The sequence below is a fragment of the Mycobacterium sp. IDUB_21 genome, assembly GCF_055419425.1.
This window is the reverse complement of sequence record NZ_JBVAXQ010000013.1, coordinates 1-16,956: the sequence shown is the minus strand read 5'-3', so window position 1 is coordinate 16,956 and position 16,956 is coordinate 1. Positions and strand designations below refer to the sequence as shown.

Here is a 16,956-nt window from a genome sequence, read left to right as displayed (position 1 = left end):
CAGCACTGACATGGGTTCGTCGCAGAATAGGGAGTCCCACATGACTGACAAGCAGCACGGCACAGGGCGTCGTGGTCTCACTGCCGCGGGTGGCCGCCGGCGCCGCCGGGTGGCAGCTGCGGGTAGTGCGGTGGGGGCGTTTTTGGCGTTTGGGGTGGCGCCGGTGTCGGTGGCGCCGGTGGCCCAGGCTGATGAGTTGGATTGGGTTGTTGATCTGCTTGGTGCGGATTTGGTTGGGGCGCTGGGGGATTTGAGTCAGGTGTCGTCGTGGGAGACGGTGTTTGATGGTGCGGCGTGGGAGCCGTTGTTGGCCAATGTGGGGTTGTCGTTTGATGCGTCGGTGGCGGATGTGCCGGGTTCGGCTGCTGCTGATGATTGGTTCGAGTCGTTGTTCTACACGCCGTTGCATGATTTGGGGCAGCAGTGGATTTTGAGTCCGTTTGGTGCTGAGGTTAATTCGTTCATCAACATGTTCGGTTTCGGTCAGGTTCTGATCGGTAACGGTGCCGATGGTGTGGATGGCGGGTCGTTGGCGGCGGCTGCTGGTGGTGCTGGTGGTTTGTGGTTCGGCGATGGTGGTGCAGGTGGTACTGCGGCCGATGGCACCGGTGGTCTGGGTGGCTCGGCGGGTTCGTTCGGTGATGGTGGCGCCGGGGGTGCGGGCCTGCTCGGTGGTGATGGTGGCGCTGGTGGTGCCGGTGGTTGGTGGATGGGTGTCGGTGGTGATGGTGGCGCTGGTGGTGGCGGTGTTGATGGCGGTGTCGGCGGCAATGGTGGTGCTGGTGGCGCGGGTGTCGGCTTCATGTATGGCGTTGGTGGTAACGGTGGTCTCGGTGGCGATGGTGCGGTGGGTGCGATCGGTGCTGCGGGTCTTGCCGGTGTGGATGGCGGTGTTGGTGGCAATGGTGGTGCCGGTGGCAATGGTGGTGCCGGGGGTAAGGGTTCGTGGCTGATCGGTTCTGGTGGTCAGGGTGGCGCTGGTGGGCTGGGCGCTAACGGTGGTGCCGGTGGTCTTGGTGGCGATGGTGTGGATGCCACGCAGGCTGGTGCTGATGGTGGGGATGCCGGTGATGGTGGCAATGGTGGTCAAGGTGGTGTCGGTGGTGCTTCGGGTGCTGGTGGCTCGGGTGGTCTGATCGGCTCGTCGGGTTCGGCGGGTGTTGCCGGTAGCGGCGGCAATGGTGGTGCTGCGGGTGCTGGTGGCAATGGTGGTGCCGGTGCTGACGGTGACTCCTCGACTCTTGATGGTGGTGCTGGTGGTGCCGGTGGGCACACGGGTGTGACCGGCGGTGGTGGTGCTGCGGGCGCTGGTGCCGGTGGTAACGCGGGTGTTTCGGGTCCGGCGACGTTCGGTGGTGGTAACGGCGGCCTGGGTGGTGACGGTGCTGACGCGACCGTTGCCGGTGGCACTGGTGGTGCTGGTGGTGCTGGTGGCAACGCGGGCAACTTGGGCAATGGTGGTGCTGGTGGTGCTGGTGGTGCTGGCGCGGACGGCATGGCGGGGCACACCGATGGCAGTGGTGATGGCACCACGGGTCTGGCCGGTGGCGCCGGTGGTGTGGGTGGTGCTGGTGGTACCGCGATTGCCGGTAATGGTGGCGCTGGTGGTGCGGGCGGTAACGCCGGCCATGGTGGTGTCGGTGGTGCCGGTGCTGATGGTGTCGCGGGCCAGGATGCGGTCGCCGGCAGCGGTGATGACGGTGGCGACGGTGGTGATGCGACCAGCACTGCCGGTGATGGTGGTGTGGGTGGTGTCGGTGGCGCTGGTGGCGCGGGCGGTACCTCAGCGCACGGCAATGCCGGTGCACACGGCGCCGGCGGTGTCGGTGGCGATGGCGGCGCGGCAGGTGCGACCGGAGTCGGCGGTGACGGTGGTGCAGGTGCTGGCGGAGGTACCGGGGCAGCGGCCGGTAACGGCGGTAACGGTGGTGCCGGCGGCGCGATCGGTACCGGTGGCGCCGGTGGTGCCGGCGGCTCCAGTGGTGGCTCTACACAGGCGGACTCGGGCGCCGTGGGCGCCGACGGTTCCGGCGGTAACGGTGGCGCCGGCGGTGTTGGTGGCAACGGCGCGGTCCTTGGCGACGGCACCGTGCAGGCCGGCGGCGTCGGCGGCAACGGTGGCGACGCCGGCGCGGTCGGCGACGGTGGCAATGGTGGTGCCGGCGGTCAGGGCGCAACCGGCCAGGCCGGCAACACGAACATCAGCGGTGACGGCACGGACGGCATTGCCGGTGGCGCCGGTGGGGCGGGCGGCACCGGTGGCGCCGGCGGCACGACCTCGGGCAATGGTGGCGCGGGTGGCACGGGCGGCGTAGGCGGCACCGGTGGCACCGGTGGCGGCGGCCTCGACGGCCAGGCCGGAGTCGACGCGGCGGCCGGCAGCGGCGGCGACGGCACGGTCGGTATCGACGGCGGCCACGGTGGCAACGGTGGTGCCGGTGGTACCGGCGGTCAGGGCGGCGCCGGTGGCGCCGCATCCGCGGGCAACGCGGGCGTCGTGGGTGACGGTGGCCAGGGCGGTACCGGTGGTGCGGCCGGAGATGCCGGCAACGGCGGCAGCGGCGGCGACGGTGCGGGCGGCGGCAACAACGCCACGGCCGGATCCGGCGCGCAGGGCGGTACCGGCGGTAACCGCGGCGCGGCCGGTACCGGTGGCGCCGGTGGCTGGAACGCAGACAACAGTGCTCAGGCCGGCCAGGGCGCGAACGGCGCCGAAGGTAGCGGTGGCCACGGCGGCACAGGTGGCCGTGGCGGCGACGGCGAGCTGCTCGCCGGCGACGTGGCCCAGGCCGGTGGCAACGGTGGCGCCGGCGGCGCGGCCGGTACCGATGGCGACGGCGGTGTCGGTGGCGCCGGCGGTAGCGGCGCTTCGGCGGTCGACGGGACCACCGTCGGCCTCAACGGCACGACCGGTGGAACCGGTGCGGTCGGTGGCGACGGTGGCGCGGGTGGTCTCGGTGGCTCGAACTCCGGCAACGGTGGCGCCGGCGGTGCCGGTGGTCAGGGTGGTGCCGGTGGTAACGGTGGCGAAGCCCTGCAAGCCGACACCTTCGACGGTTCCGGCGGCAACGGCGGTGGCGCGGGCGCCGGCGGCGCGGGCGGTAACGGCGGTGTCGGTGGTGCAGCGACCGACGGGACCGGCGGCACCGGCGGTGCGGCGGGCAGCGGTGGCAATGCCGGCACGGCGGCAGAAGGCGGTCAGGGCGCCGGCGGCGGCGGAGGGGCCAACGCCGGCAGCGGCGGTAACGGCGGCGACGGCGCCGTCGGTGGCGCGGCGGGCGACGTAGGAACCGGCGGCCTTGGTGCCGAACAGGGTGCCGATGGCGCCGACGGCACCGCGGGCGCGAACGCGAACGGCGGTGACGGCGGTCGCGGTGGCGACGGCTACGACCTGATCGGCGGGACCAACACCGGCCAGGGCGGCGGCGCCGGCGGCCAGGGCGGCAATGCCGGCGCGATCGGAAACGGCGGCGTCGGCGGCACCGGTGGCACCGGAGCGACCGTGGACGGCAGCACCGACGCCAACGGCAACGGCACCGACGGCTACGCCGGTGGTGTTGGTGGCGACGGCGGTCAGGGTGGTGCCGGTGGCAGCACCTCCGGTGACGGCGGCGCGGGCGGCGTCGGCGGTATCGGCGGTCAGGGTGGTGCCGGCGGTGTGGGCGCGGACGCCAATGTTGCCGACACCGACGGCGGCAACGGCGGAAACGCCGGTGCCGGGGGCAACGGCGGGAACGGCGGCCAGGGCGGTGCGGCAACCGACGGCACCGGTGGTGCGGGCGGCAACTCCGGCTACGGCGGCAACGGCGGTGTAGCCGGGACCGGAGGCAAGGGCCTCGGTGGTGGCGGCGCCGACACTGCCGGTAGTGGCGGTGCCGGCGGCAACGGTGCCGACGGTGGCTTCGCAGGCACCGTCGGGACCGGTGGAACGGGCACCACAACCGGTGCCGACGGCGGCGCCGGCCAGGACGGCATCGCCAGCGACGGCGGCGTCGGCGGCCAGGGTGGTGTCGGTGAAGGCCTGATCGCCGGAAGCAACGTCGGCCAAGGTGGCGGCAATGGCGGCCTCGGCGGCAACGCGTCAGCCGTCGGAAACGGTGGTGCCGGTGGTACCGGTGGCGCCGGCGCGACCGTGGACGGCATCACCGACATCAACGGCAACGGCACCGCCGGTGCGGTCGGTGGCGTCGGCGGCAACGGTGGTACCGGTGGTGTCGGTGGCACCACATCGGGTAACGGTGGTGCGGGCGGTAACGCCGGTAAGGGCGGCACCGGCGGTGCCGGCGGTGCCGGATTGGACGCGACGCTGGCCGACACCGCCGGCGGCAACGGCGGCGACGCCGGGACCGGCGGCCAGGGTGGTGTCGGTGGCACCGGTGGTGAGGCCCTCGCCGGTACCGGCGGTGTCGGCGGTGACGCCGGCGACGGTGGCAATGCCGGTACGGCTGGGGCCGGCGGTGCGGGCCTCGGTGGTGGCGGCGCTGCCAACGCGGGCGCGGGTGGCACGGGCGGCAATGGCGCCGACGGCGCCGCTGCGGGCACCGCGGGCACGGGCGGCACCGGCACCGACGGCAACGGCGCCGACGGCGGCAACGGCGTGGCCGGTACCGGCAGCGACGGCGGGGCCGGCGGCAACGGTGGTGTCGGTGCGGGTCTGATCACCGGAGGCGACACCGCCCAGGGCGGCGGTGCCGGCGGTCACGGCGGTAACGCCGCCTCGGTCGGCAACGGTGGTATCGGCGGCAATGGTGGCGCCGGTGCGGCCGGTGACAGCGGCGTCACCTTGAGCGACGGCAACGGCAGCAATGGCACCCACGGCGGCGCCGGCGGCAGCGGCGGTGTCGGTGGTGCGGGCGGTACGACTGCCGGCAACGGTGGCGCAGGTGGCCTGGGCGGTGGCGGCGGTGCCGGCGGCAGCGCCGGCCACGGTGCCGATGGCACCTCGGTCGCGGTCACGCCGGGCACCGGCGCATCGGGTGCTGACGGAACCGACGGCGGCAACGGTGGCATCGGCGGTAACGGTGGCGTCGGTGGTGACGGTGGTGCCGGTGGCACCGCCGGCAACGGCAATGCCGGCGCGGACGGATCCGGCGGCATCGGCGGTAACGCCGGCAACGCCGGAAACGCCGGAAACGGCGGTCGCGGCGCAGACGGCACCGGTGGCGGCAGCGGTGCGGTGGCCGGCTCCGGCGGCAACGGTGGCGACGGCGGTGTCCGTGGCACGGCGGGCACGGCCGGTGCGGGCGGCTGGGACGCCGGGCACTTCAACCAGGCGGCCGGCGGCAACGCCGGTACCGGCGCTATCGGCGGCAACGGTGGCGCCGGCGGTAGGGGCGGCACGGGCGTGCTGCTGGGCGACGGCACCGCACAGATCGGCGGCGCGGGCGGCGATGGCGGTAACGCTGGACCGGTCGGCAACGGTGGAGTCGGCGGTAACGGTGGCGCCGGCGCGACCGGCGCGACCGGCTCGACGGTTCTGGCCAACGGCGGAACCGGTGGCAACGGCGCGGCCGGTGGCAACGCGGGCAGCGGCGGCAAGGGCGGCTCGATCTCCGGGAACGGCGGTCTCGGCGGCGTCGGCGGTGCCGGCGGCAACGGTGGCACCGGCGGCGCAGGCGTGCAAGGCCTCGCAGGGGTTGACGCTGCCGCAGGCAGCGGCGGCAACGGTGGCGACGGCACCGACGGAGGCAACGGCGGCCAGGGCGGTAACGGCGGCGTCGGCGGCAACGGCGGTCAGGGCGGTAGCGCGACCAACGGCATCGCGGGCCTCAACGGCTCCGGTGGCCTGGGTGGCAGCGGCGGCTCGGCCGGCGCCGCAGGCGACGGCGGCAGCGGTGGCAACGGTGCCGGCGGGGGCACCCAGGAATTCGCCGGCCACGGTGGCAACGGTGGCGCCGGTGGCGACCGCAGCACCGGCGGCGCCGCCGGTAAGGGCGGCTTGAACGGTGACGGCGTCACCTACCGGTCTAACGGCGCGGCCGGCGGCGACGGCGGCGGAGGCAACGGCGGCAGCGGCGGTGCCGGCGGCCACGGTGCCCTGCTCGCCGACGGCTCGACCGGACAGTCCGGCGGCTACGGCGGTAACGGCGGTGCGGCCGGGACGATCGGTACCGGCGGCGCCGGTGGCGCCGGCGGCCGCGGCGGCAGCGGCGTGGCCGGTTCGACCGACATCGACGGCAACGGAACTGCCGGTGGCAACGCCGGATTCGGCGGTTACGGCGGCACCGGTGGTGCCGGTGGCACCATCTCGGGCGCCGGCGGAGTCGGTGGTAGCGGCGGTAGCGGCGGCAGCGGCGGCAACGGTGGCGACGGCGTCGTCGGCGCTGCGGGAAGCACCGGCGGTAACGGTGGCTCGGGCGGCGACGCGGCTGCCGGCGGTGCCGGCGGCCAGGGTGGCACGGCCAGCAACGGCGCCGGCGGCGTCGGCGGTGCGGGCGGTAATGCGGGTAGCGCCGGCAACGGTGGTGTGGGTGGCCACGGTGGCGACGGCGGCACCGAGGCCGCGGCCGGCAACGGTGGCCAGGGTGGCCAGGGCGGTAACCGCGACCTCGGCGGTACCGGTGGCGCCGGCGGTGTCGGCCAGGGCGGTCAAGCTGCGAACGGCCAGGGCGGCGCCAACAGTTCCGGTGGTGCCGGTGGCGCCGGCGGTAACGGCGGTGCAGGCGTGACCTTCGCCGACGGCTCCGCGCAAGACGGCGGGGCCGGCGGTAAGGGCGGTGCTGCCGGGTCGATCGGCACCGGCGGTGCCGGTGGTAACGGTGGTGCCGGCTCGGTCGGTGTCGACGGGGCCACCGACGGCGCCGGCGACGGCATCAGCGGCAGCAGCGGCGGCAATGGTGGTAGCGGCGGCCAGGGTGGTGTCGGCGGCTTCGTGTCGGGCGACGGCGGCAACGGCGGCGTGGGTGGTGTCGGCGGAGCCGGCGGCCACGGCGGTGCGGGTGTCAACGGCGTGACCGGCGCCGATGCAGCGGCAGGCAGTGGCGACAACGGTGGCAATGGCGGCGACACCACCAGCACCAACGGTGACGGTGGAGCTGGTGGTAACGGCGGTAGCGGTGGAGCCGGTGGTCAGGCCACCAACGGCAACACCGGCGCAGCCGGGGCCGGGGGCAAGGGCGGCGTCGGGGGTGACACCGGTGACGGCGCCAACGGCGGCAACGGCGGCGCGGGTGCCGGCGGTGGCAGCGAGGCGATCGCCGGATCCGGTGGTAGCGGCGGCCACGGCGGTAACGCGGGCACGGCCGGCCAGGGCGGTGTGGGCGGTCTCAGCGGCGAGGGCATTGCTGCTGCCGACGGCCAGGACGGCGCCGTGCTCGGCGGCACCGGTGGTGACGGCGGCGCCGGCGGTAACGCCGCGCTGGGCCAGATCGGCGGCAACGGTGGTGCCGGTGGCGCGGCCGGCGAGGTCGGCAACGGTGGCGCGGGCGGCGACGGCGGTGCCGGTGCCAGCGGCTTGGCTGGAGCCGCCAGCGGCATCGACGGCACCGACGGCACCGACGGTACGGCCGGCGGCAACGGCGGCGAAGGCGGTGCCGGCGGCACCATCTCCGGTGACGGCGGTGCCGGCGGCCAGGGTGGCATCGGTGGTCACGGTGGTGTCGGCGGCAACGCAGCCAATGGCAGCGCGGGCACCAACGCCGCGGCCGGCAGCGGCGCCAACGGTGGCACCGGCGGTGATGCCACCGGCGCGGCCGGGAACGGCGGTGCCGGCGGAGCTGGCGGTACCGGCGGCACCGGCGGTGTTGCCAACGTCGGCAACAACGGCGCCGACGGTGACGGTGGCGTCGGTGGCGACGGCGGCGCGGGCGGCAACGCCGGCGTCGGCGGCCGCGGTGGCGACGGCGCAGGTGGCGGAACCAATGCTGCTGCGGGAAGCGGCGGCCAGGGCGGTAACAGCAGCAGCACCGCGGGTGCGGGCGGCGAGGCCGGTACCGGTGGTCTTGGCGGCGACGGCCTCACCCAAGCTGGGAGTGGCGGCGCCGGCAACGACGGCGCGATCGCCGCTGGTGGCAACGGTGGCAACGGTGGCAACGGGGTGACGCTGGGCAGCGGCCTCGCGCAGGCCGGCGGCAACGGCGGTGTCGGCGGTAGCTCTACCGGGGAGTTCGGTAACGGCGGCACAGGTGGTAACGGCGGAACCGGCGCTGCCGGCATCTCGGGAACCAACGCCGCGAACGGTGCCGGCGCGGCCGGCGGTAACGGCGGTAACGGCGGCGCGGCCGGGCAGCACGGCACCGGCGGCACCGGCGGTAACGCCGGTAACGGCGGTGCGGCTGGTGCCAACACCTCGGTTGGCGCGAACGGCGCCGCCGGCGCCAACGCGCCCAAGGACCCGCAGGGTCAGGTGATGGCCGGTGGCACCGGCGGTAACGGCGCCAAGGGTGCCACCGGGTTCGTCGGCGGCGAGGGTGGCACCGGCGGTGTCGGCGGTGCCGGCGGCACATCCTCCGGTGACGGCGGCAAGGGCGGCCTCGGCGGCTCCGGTGGGATCGGTGGCAAGGGCGCCACCGGTGGCAACGGCGGTGGCGGTGGCAAGGGCGGTGACGGCTCCCTCGGCCTGCCGGGGCGCCAAGGCGGTACCGGCGGCGAGGGCGGTCAGGGCGGCGACGGTGGTGTCGGTGGCAACGCCGGCCAGGGCGGCGCCGGTGGTGTCGCGCTGGGCGACGGCCAGGCCGGTGAGCACGGTGACAGTGGTGTGGCCGGTAAGGGCGGCCTGGGTGGTAACGCCGGGGTCGGCGGTGCGGGCGGAGCCGGCGGTGCCGGCTACAACGGCCTCGTCGGTCAGGGCACCGGTGGCGGCGGAGCAGGCGGCTCCGGCGGCAACGGTGGCACCGGCGGTACCGGCGGTCAGGGCGGTGAGAACACCGACGGCACCACCGGTCAGGCCGGCTCCGGTGGTCAGGGCGGTACCGGCGGCAAGGGTAGTAACGGTGCCAGCAAGCCCAGCAAGGCCGGCTTCGCCGGTAGGGGTGGCAACGGGGGCGACGGTGGTGCCGGTGGTGCGAACGGCGACGGCGTTCTCGGTTCAGCAGGTAAGGCCGGTGTCCTCGGCGGCAACTCCAGCGGTAGCACGGTCGGTACGGGCGGCGCCGGCGGAGGCGGCGGTACGGGCGCACCGTAGCCCCGGCGCGAGCGTGCGTGTCCCCGGTCCGACACTCCGTGCCGAGACCGGGACCACGCACGCTCAGATGGCAGCAACGGCAAGGGCGGTGACGGATGATGATCCGTCACCGCCCTTACCGCATTACGGCGTCTCGCGGTAGGCGGGGATGTCCTCCGGCGTTCTCGGCCAGGCGAACAGTGCGATCCGCTGATCCCACTTGGCGATGTAGTGCTCTCCGAGGAATGCTCCGCCGCGTCGCTCCCAGAACCGGCGCCCGTGAGATCCGGCGGCATGGGCATCTCCGATGATCCGTCGGCACTGCGGGTCGGCCTCGAAGATGCTCGAGACCAGTGGGCCGAAGATGTTGGCGCCGTGGCCTTTCTCGACCGCGTTGGGGTCGGCCATGGCGCCGTGCAAGCCCACATCGTGGGCATCGGCATCGTAAACGGTAGCGATGTCATCCTGCGCGGCACGGAACAATTCCATGTAGCCGAGAGGCTGGCCGTCGAGGAGCCAGACGTAGGGTCGCGAGTAGTTTCCCTCGAACTGGATCTCCAAGTGGCGGCGCCATTCGTCGGGCGGATAAGCGTAGTCCCAGGTATCGGCCAGGTGCGGCCGGTTCATCCACTCGGAGATCATCTCGGCGTCGCCGGCCGGGTCTGCGAAACGAGTGCTGTACGGCGCTGCCAGCGCCGGTAACGGCGGCGGCGGAACCATGCGAACCTCGTCAGTGACGTCAGGCCGTTGCCGCGGCATGAGTGAACTCATAGCGCACCCGAATCCGTTGTAACCGAGCCGGTTTCGGTAGCCATTACAAGTGCCTCCTGGGAATCCGTTGACGGCAGCGCCGTACGCCATTGGGTTCCGTCAATGATCCCACGTTGACTTACAAAGTGATGTCGGAAAAGACAGCCGCGATGACACTGCGCACGTTCGGCGCCTCAGAGCGTCAGCACTACCTTCCCCATCACTTCACCCGATGACAACAGCCGGTGCGCTTCGCCCGCCCGGTCGATGGGCACCCGGGCGCCGATCACCGGCTTGACCCGGCCGTCGCCGAGCATCGGCCACACCTCGGTGGCCACCGCGTCGACGACGGCGCCCTTGCCGTGCGGGCCCTCCACCGGCCGGCCGCGCAGCGCCGTGCCGATCACTCCGGCGCGTTTGCCGATCAGCTTGCCCAGGTTCAGCTCGCCCTTGACCCCGCCCTGCATCCCGATGACGATCAGGCGTCCGTCGTTGGCCAGCGCGTCGATGTTGCGGTCCAGGTAGGCCGCTCCCATGATGTCCAGGATCACGTCGGCGCCGCCGGCCTCGCGGATTCGCGCCACGAAATCCTCGTCGCGGTAGTTGATGGTGACCTCGGCGCCCAACTCGCGGCAGAACGCCAGTTTGGCCTCTGAACCGGCGGTGACGGCAACCCAGGCCCCCAGCTGGCGGGCCACCTGAACGGCGTGGCTGCCGACCCCGCTCGCACCACCGTGCACCAGCAACTGCTGTCCCTCGCCCAGGCCCGCCGTCTGCACCAGGTTCGACCACACCGTGCAGGCCACTTCCGGCAGGCCGGCGGCGTCCACCAGGTCCACACCAGAGGGAATCGGCAGTACCTGCGGGGCGGGCACCGCGACGTACTCGGCATAGCCCCCGCCGGACAACAACGCGCAAACCTCTTGCCCGACAGTCCAATCTGCTACGTCATCACCCACCGCGGCGACGGCACCGGAGACCTCCAGGCCGATGGTGTCACTCGCGCCCGGTGGCGGCGGGTAGTGCCCCGCGGCCTGCAGCAGATCGGCTCGATTCACCCCGGCCGCGGCGACTCGGATCAGCACCTCGCCCGGGGCGGGTCGGATGTCGGGGACCTCTGCCCAGGTCAGTACTTCGGTGGACTCGGCGACGATGGCACGCATGCCGAACACGCTACCTACCGGCGGGACTCGCACGGTATTACGCCGCGCGGCGCCGCGATCACCGCTGGGCGTGGAGTGATTCGCCGGCTGGACGAGCTATCCCCGCGTTGAACAATCATGCGAATTGGTATGACCGGCAACGGATTTACAAATAGTCATCGATCGGTAGCGGCGCATGTCCGTCGAGCCACTGCCACTGCCGTCACGCCTGCGCCGGCCGGGAGCCCGGCCACATAAGAGGCCACGGCCCACGGGGCGAGCACGAGGCCGACGGGCCTTGGGCGGTGTCCAATGGCGGGCAGCAGCCAGGGCCCGCGAAACCCACCTGCCCAAGCGGAGTCTGAGAGACCCTGGAAATTTCTCCCATGTGACCTTGTGGATACTGGGGCCAGATTTCTAATCGTATACATCCAGGGCTGGCCAGGGGTCGGTCCCGACGGGGCCAGCAGAGCGCAGGTGGTCGTCCTAAGTTCTACTGTGTTCAACAGATTTCCAATGGTTTACCAGCGAATACCGGTGATCTCTCCGGGCGTATAACTAGCCCTCCGCCTAGGCTGCCACGTTATTTTAGAACAAGTTCTAATTATATATATACAAACAAGGATGCTCTCAGTTACTCTCATGTCTCGTTCCCCTGCGTTGTGCGTCACATACCTGAAGGAGTTCCCTTGCACGTCACTCTTCGCCCCTACGCCACCGCCGGTGTGGTGCTGGTCGGGGCCGGCTTGATCGCGGTGACGCCGGTGGCGGCGCCGCTGACCGCCCTGTCTGATATCGCGTCCCGCGCGGTGGCGTTGACCAGTGCCTGGGATGACGTGCTCAACGCGACCTCGGCGAATCTGACCACGTTGATGAACAACTGGTTCTTGGCCCCCGGGGTCGGGATGCAGCAGTTTATGGCCAACCAAATGGGTTACTGGGATCAGCTGGCCAATGATCCGGCCGGTTCGACGAACGCGGTCAACGAGCAGATCCAGTTGCATCTGAATGCGGTGATCTCCGGTTTCGCCATGCAGGACATGACCGCCGAGACCCGCGCCACGATCTTGAACCACACCATGGATGGCACCCATGCCCTGATGTTCGGCCAGGTGGCCGGCTATCTGCCCGCCGATGTCGATCCTGACCAGATTCTGCCGATCATCGACTACCTGGGATCCCCGTCGAGCGCGGTGTTGATGGGGATGATCGGCCCGGGTATCAGCCCGTTGATCGCCTTGTTGAACGGGATCACCGACGGCGACAACCCCTTCGACATCCTGACCAACATGGGCGGGGCGTTCTTCAACGGCGCCACCCTCAACCTCGACGCGCTGTTGCCGATGATCAACGACGCCGGCTTCTTCCCGGCTGGAATGTCCATGGATCACCTGGATTTCGCGTTCGGCGGATTGTTGTCCCCGGGTGCGGTAGCGGTGGGCCCCTATGAGGTGCTCGGTACGGGCGGTGAGGTGGTGGCCTCGGTGCCCGCGGTCGGTGGGTCGCTGTTCCAGAGTGTCGGCATCGAGTTCAGTGGGGTTCCGGTGCTGGGCACGCTGGATTTGGACAGTGCGGGGATCGGGCCGATCGCGGCGTGGCAGGCCTGGGGTCAGACCGTTGGTGCGCTGTTGGGATCGGGCTGGGACGGCAAGGGCGCAGTCGTGGTGACGCCACCGTTGGCCGGGACGGATCTGCCGTTGGTGCCCACCGATCTTCTTGACGATGGCGGCATGGGCGCTGAGGCGACGAGTTGGTTGCAGGACCTGCTCGGCCTCTGATCGCGCCACCCCCCCTTCTTCGATTGTGCTTACCTCAGAAAGGTTTTCGCTCATGAGTCTTCACCACAACCCGCGCACTCGGCGTGGTAGCCGTGTGATCGGCACTGCCAGTGCGGTTGGTGCGTTCCTGGCATTCGGGATGGCCCCGTTGACCATTGCCCCGGCGGCGCAGGCCGATGAATTCGATTGGATCACTGATCTGTTCGAGCCGTTGTTGGGTGGGGTTGGAGCCGCCGACACCGTGTCGTTCGGGGTGGAGGGGATCGCGGTCGGTGACCCGATCGACTGGACCACCATGATGGATCAGTGGTTCTACGACCCGATCCACACCTCGATGCAGGCCTGGATCAACAGTGACTTCGGGGAGTTGGTCAATGGGTGGATCAACACCTCGGCCGGGCAGTTTTTGATCGGTGACGGTGCTGATGGCACCGAGGCCAACCCCGACGGTGGTGCCGGCGGATTGTGGTTCGGCGATGGCGGCGATGGCTGGGACTCCGACGCCGCCGGGGTTGCCGGCGGCAACGGCGGCAACGCGGCCGGCTGGATCGGCGACGGCGGGAACGGCGGTGACGGCGGTGCCGGTGCTGCCAACGGCGGCGCCGGTGGCGCAGGCGGCCTGTGGATGGGCAACGGCGGCAACGGCGGCAACGGCGGGGGTGGTATCGCCGGTCTGGTCTATATGGGCGACGGCGGGGCCGGCGGCAACGCCTCGGGCTGGCTGTTCGGCAACGGCGGGAACGGCGGAAACGGCGGCGACGGCGGCAATGGCGCCGCAGGCACCTTCGACAACGGTAGTGACGGCCGCGGCGAAACCGGTGGCCTCGGCGGCAACGGCGGCGCCGGCGGGCGCAGCGGCTTCATGTTCGGAATCGGCGGAATCGGCGGCAACGGCGGTGGCGGCGGCACCGGCGGACTGGGCGCCTCCGGCACCATCGACCACGTCGACGGTGCCGACGGCGGTTGGTCGGGTATGGGCGGTACTGGCGGCGCGGGCGGCGCCAGAGGTTCCAGCATCTACACCAGCCCGATGTACGGGAACGCGGGCGCCGGCGGTGTCGGCGGAGTCGGCCTCGCCGGCGGTGACGGCGGTGACGGCTACCAAGACGGCGCCGGCAACTACCTCGGCAACGGCGGCAACGGCAGCGACGGCGGCTACGGAGGTGATGGCCCCATCGGTGGTAACGGCGGTGACGGCGGTAACGGGGGAGCCGGCATCAACGGTGGCAACGGTGGCAGCGGTGGCAGCGACGGCTCCTCGTCCCTGCAGGGCTACCACGGTTCGACCGCCGGTAATGGCGGTAACGGCGGTAGCGCGAGCGCCGGTCACGCCGGCAACGGCGGGATCGGCGGCTTCAGCGCCGGCGGCACCGGCGGCAACGGCGGAGCCGGCGGCAACGGCGCCACCGATGACAACACCGTCCAAACCTTCGGCGGTAACGGTGGTGATGGCGGCACGAGCTTCGGCGGCCTCGCCGGGGCGGCCGGTGACGGCGGTACGGGCACCTACGCCGGCGGCGACGGCGGCAACGGCGGCTACGGCGGCAGCAACGGCGGCAACGGCGGCACCAGCACCGGCTGGCTGCACGACGGCACCATCTACAGCATCGGCGGCAACGGCGGTGACGGCGGCCAGGGCACTACCACCACGGGTGGCGGGGGCACCGGGGGTGCCGGCGGTGACGGCGCCACCGGTCCCGGCGTGGTCAGTGTGGGCGGCAATGGCGGCAACGGCGGTGCGGGCGGGTACAACACCGGCAGTATCTTCGCCGGCGGTGGTGCCGGCAGTGACGGTGGTGCCGGGGGTGCCGGTGGGTCCGGGACCGCCTCTGGCGGTAACGGCGGTAACGGCGGTGATGGTGGCCCCGGTGCGACCAATGGCGGCAACGCCGGCGCCGGTGGTGCCGGCGGTGCCAGCGGCGGCGTGGAAACCCCGACCAACGACCTGGGCATCGGCCCCAGCCACGGCGGAAACGGTGGCAATGGCGGCACCGGTGGCCAAGGCGCCAATGGCTATCTCGCCGGGGGTAACCCTTCCACCAGCGGTGACGGCGGAGTGGGCGGCCAGGGCGGCGCCGGCGGCAACGGCGCCGGCGCGGTCAACGGCGGCAACGGGGGCGGCGGAGGCAACGGCGGTGCCGCTGCTGACACGGCCGGTGACCTCGGCCAACCCGGCACCCCGGCCACCGGGACCACCGGCGGCATCGGCGGTGCGGGCGGCACCGGCGCCCACGTGGCTCCCGCAGCCTAGGCCGACAAGTGGCGAAGGCCCGGCACGCAGCGGCGGGTTCACATGGTCGTCGCAACACTCTCGATTGAGAGGTTGCGGCGACCATGTCGTTTTCGGAGGACTGTGCTCGGTTTGGGGACCGGTTGGTGGGGATGGTCGATGCGGGGGTCTCGGTCAAGGACGCTGCGGTGGCGGTTGGGCTGTCGAGGCATCGGTGTTATGCGATCCTGCGGGCTGTCGGGCAGCCGAAGGGTAGGCCTCGTGGCCGCGGAGGCACTGCTGATCGCGGGGTGATCGTCGCGGTGTTCACCGAGTCTGGGTCGATCAACGCTGCGGCGAAGGCCTGCGGGGTTGTTCATTCGGTGGCCCGCCGCATTCTGGTCGAGGAGGGGCTGGTCACTGGGCAGAGGCTGCGACCGGTGGGTAAGCCGCAGGCCAAGCGCCGGTGCCTGGAGTTGATGGCCTCGGGGTGGTCGGCCGCACGGGCTGCACGCGAGGTCGGAGTCAACGAACGCACTGTCCGCGACTGGCGCGATGGGATTCGGAAGACCCGCGACACGCGGATCCACCCGGACGGGACGGTGGTGGACTACACCACCGGCACCCGCTACAAAACTCCAGTGACCGATGTGACCTGCGGTGACGATGCCCAGTCAGCGGCTGATGGCCGGTATCTGTGTTTGCAGGACCGGCTCGCCATCGCCGACGGTCTGCTCACCAAGCAGCCGATGCAGGCGATCGCCGACGGTATCGGTAAGCACGTCTGCACCGTGTCGCGGGAGCTGCGCCGGCACAGCGTCGCCGGGCAGTATCTGCCGTATCAGGCTCATCGGGCAGCTACCGCCAATCGGGCGCGGCCCAAGCAGTCCAAACTGGTGACCAACACCGTCCTGCGGGCGGCGGTCGAGGATGGTCTGGCGCGCAGGTTGTCACCGGAGCAGATTTCGCATCGGCTGCGCCGGGACTACCCCGACGACGAGAGCATGCGAGTGAGTCACGAAACGATCTACCAGGCGTTGTACTTTCAGGCCCGGGGCGGGCTGAAAAAGGAAGTGCAGCAGGCACTCCGAACGGGTAGGACGCGTCGCAAACCGCATCGGGTCGCCGGCCAACGCACACACCGGTTCGTCGATCCGATGATCATGATCAGCGACAGGCCCGCCGAGGTGGCAGACCGTGCGGTGCCCGGTCATTGGGAAGGCGACCTGATCATGGGGGAAGGCAACAGGACCGCGATCGCCACTCTCGTCGAACGCGCTACCCGCTACACGATGCTGGTGCATCTGCCCGCTGGTCACGACGCCGACGCCGTGCGCGACGGGTTGATCACCACCATCGCTACTTTGCCGGCCCATCTGCGTGGATCACTGACCTGGGACCAGGGCGCCGAGATGGCGCGTCACAAGCAGTTCTCGATGGCCACCGATATGGCCGGCTACTTCTGTGATCCGGCCAGCCCTTGGCAGCGTGGAACCAACGAGAACACAAACGGCTTACTACGCCAGTACTTCCCCAAGGGCACCGACCTGAGCGTCTTCGGTCCCGAAGACCTCGAACACGTCGCCCAGCAACTCAACGGTCGTCCACGCAAAACACTCGGCTGGGAAACCCCAGCCGAGCGTCTGCGTGATCTAATCACCGCCAACTAGCAAGCAGTGTTGCAACGACCCCTAGAAACCGCCAGCAGGGTGCCGGGCCTTCCCACGTTGCGGACTCGCGCTAAAAGCGTCGCGCACCCGCGCGTTTGCGACGGCCCGAGTGCACTCGGGGCGCCGGGGTACGATTTCCCGCGGTGGCGTGGCAGAGCGGCCTAATGCACTCGCCTTGAAAGCGAGAGACGGCTAAAACCGTCCGGGGGTTCAAATCCCTCCGCCACCGCCATTGTGATGAGTCGCGTCATAGGTGACATCTGAGTCGCGTCATCGGTTACAGATTGCCCTGGCTTTTGCCGGGGCT

6 protein-coding genes and 1 tRNA gene are annotated in these 16,956 nt (G+C 71.3%); 5 read left to right on the top strand and 2 right to left on the bottom strand.

All coding sequences use genetic code 11. The annotated features are described in order from the left end of the window. Positions 1-40 precede the first annotated feature (40 nt). On the top strand, positions 41-9,121 hold the full coding sequence (locus ACZYY4_RS18115; RefSeq protein WP_463811383.1) for a PE family protein: 9,081 nt from the start codon (positions 41-43) through the stop codon (positions 9,119-9,121). Between the two features lie 123 nt (positions 9,122-9,244). Here ACZYY4_RS18115 and ACZYY4_RS18110 read toward each other — a convergent pair whose 3' ends face one another. Together ACZYY4_RS18110 and ACZYY4_RS18105 are read right to left on the bottom strand one after the other, a co-directional pair. Further along, entirely contained in the window at positions 9,245-9,820 is a 576-nt protein-coding gene (locus ACZYY4_RS18110; protein WP_463811382.1) for a GNAT family N-acetyltransferase, read from the bottom strand. Positions 9,821-10,044: 224 nt separating this feature from the next. Further along, complete coding sequence (locus tag ACZYY4_RS18105; RefSeq protein ID WP_463811381.1) at positions 10,045-11,013, bottom strand: NAD(P)H-quinone oxidoreductase; 969 nt, start codon at positions 11,011-11,013, stop codon at positions 10,045-10,047. Positions 11,014-11,681: 668 nt separating this feature from the next. Between ACZYY4_RS18105 and gjpA the strand changes: the two genes are divergently transcribed. From gjpA to ACZYY4_RS18085, 4 genes are all read left to right on the top strand, one after another. Next, the gene (gene gjpA, locus ACZYY4_RS18100) at positions 11,682-12,770 is read left to right on the top strand and encodes an outer membrane porin GjpA (protein ID WP_463811380.1); all 1,089 of its coding nucleotides are present in this window, start codon (positions 11,682-11,684) and stop codon (positions 12,768-12,770) included. A 52-nt stretch (positions 12,771-12,822) separates the two neighbouring features. Further along, positions 12,823-15,021, top strand: a complete 2,199-nt coding sequence (locus ACZYY4_RS18095) for a PGRS repeat-containing protein (RefSeq protein WP_463811379.1) — start codon at positions 12,823-12,825, stop codon at positions 15,019-15,021. A 437-nt stretch (positions 15,022-15,458) separates the two neighbouring features. Further along, entirely contained in the window at positions 15,459-16,649 is a 1,191-nt protein-coding gene (locus ACZYY4_RS18090; protein ID WP_463811492.1) for an IS30 family transposase, read from the top strand. A 142-nt stretch (positions 16,650-16,791) separates the two neighbouring features. Continuing rightward, a tRNA-Ser gene (locus ACZYY4_RS18085) sits at positions 16,792-16,881 on the top strand. Positions 16,882-16,956 lie beyond the last annotated feature (75 nt).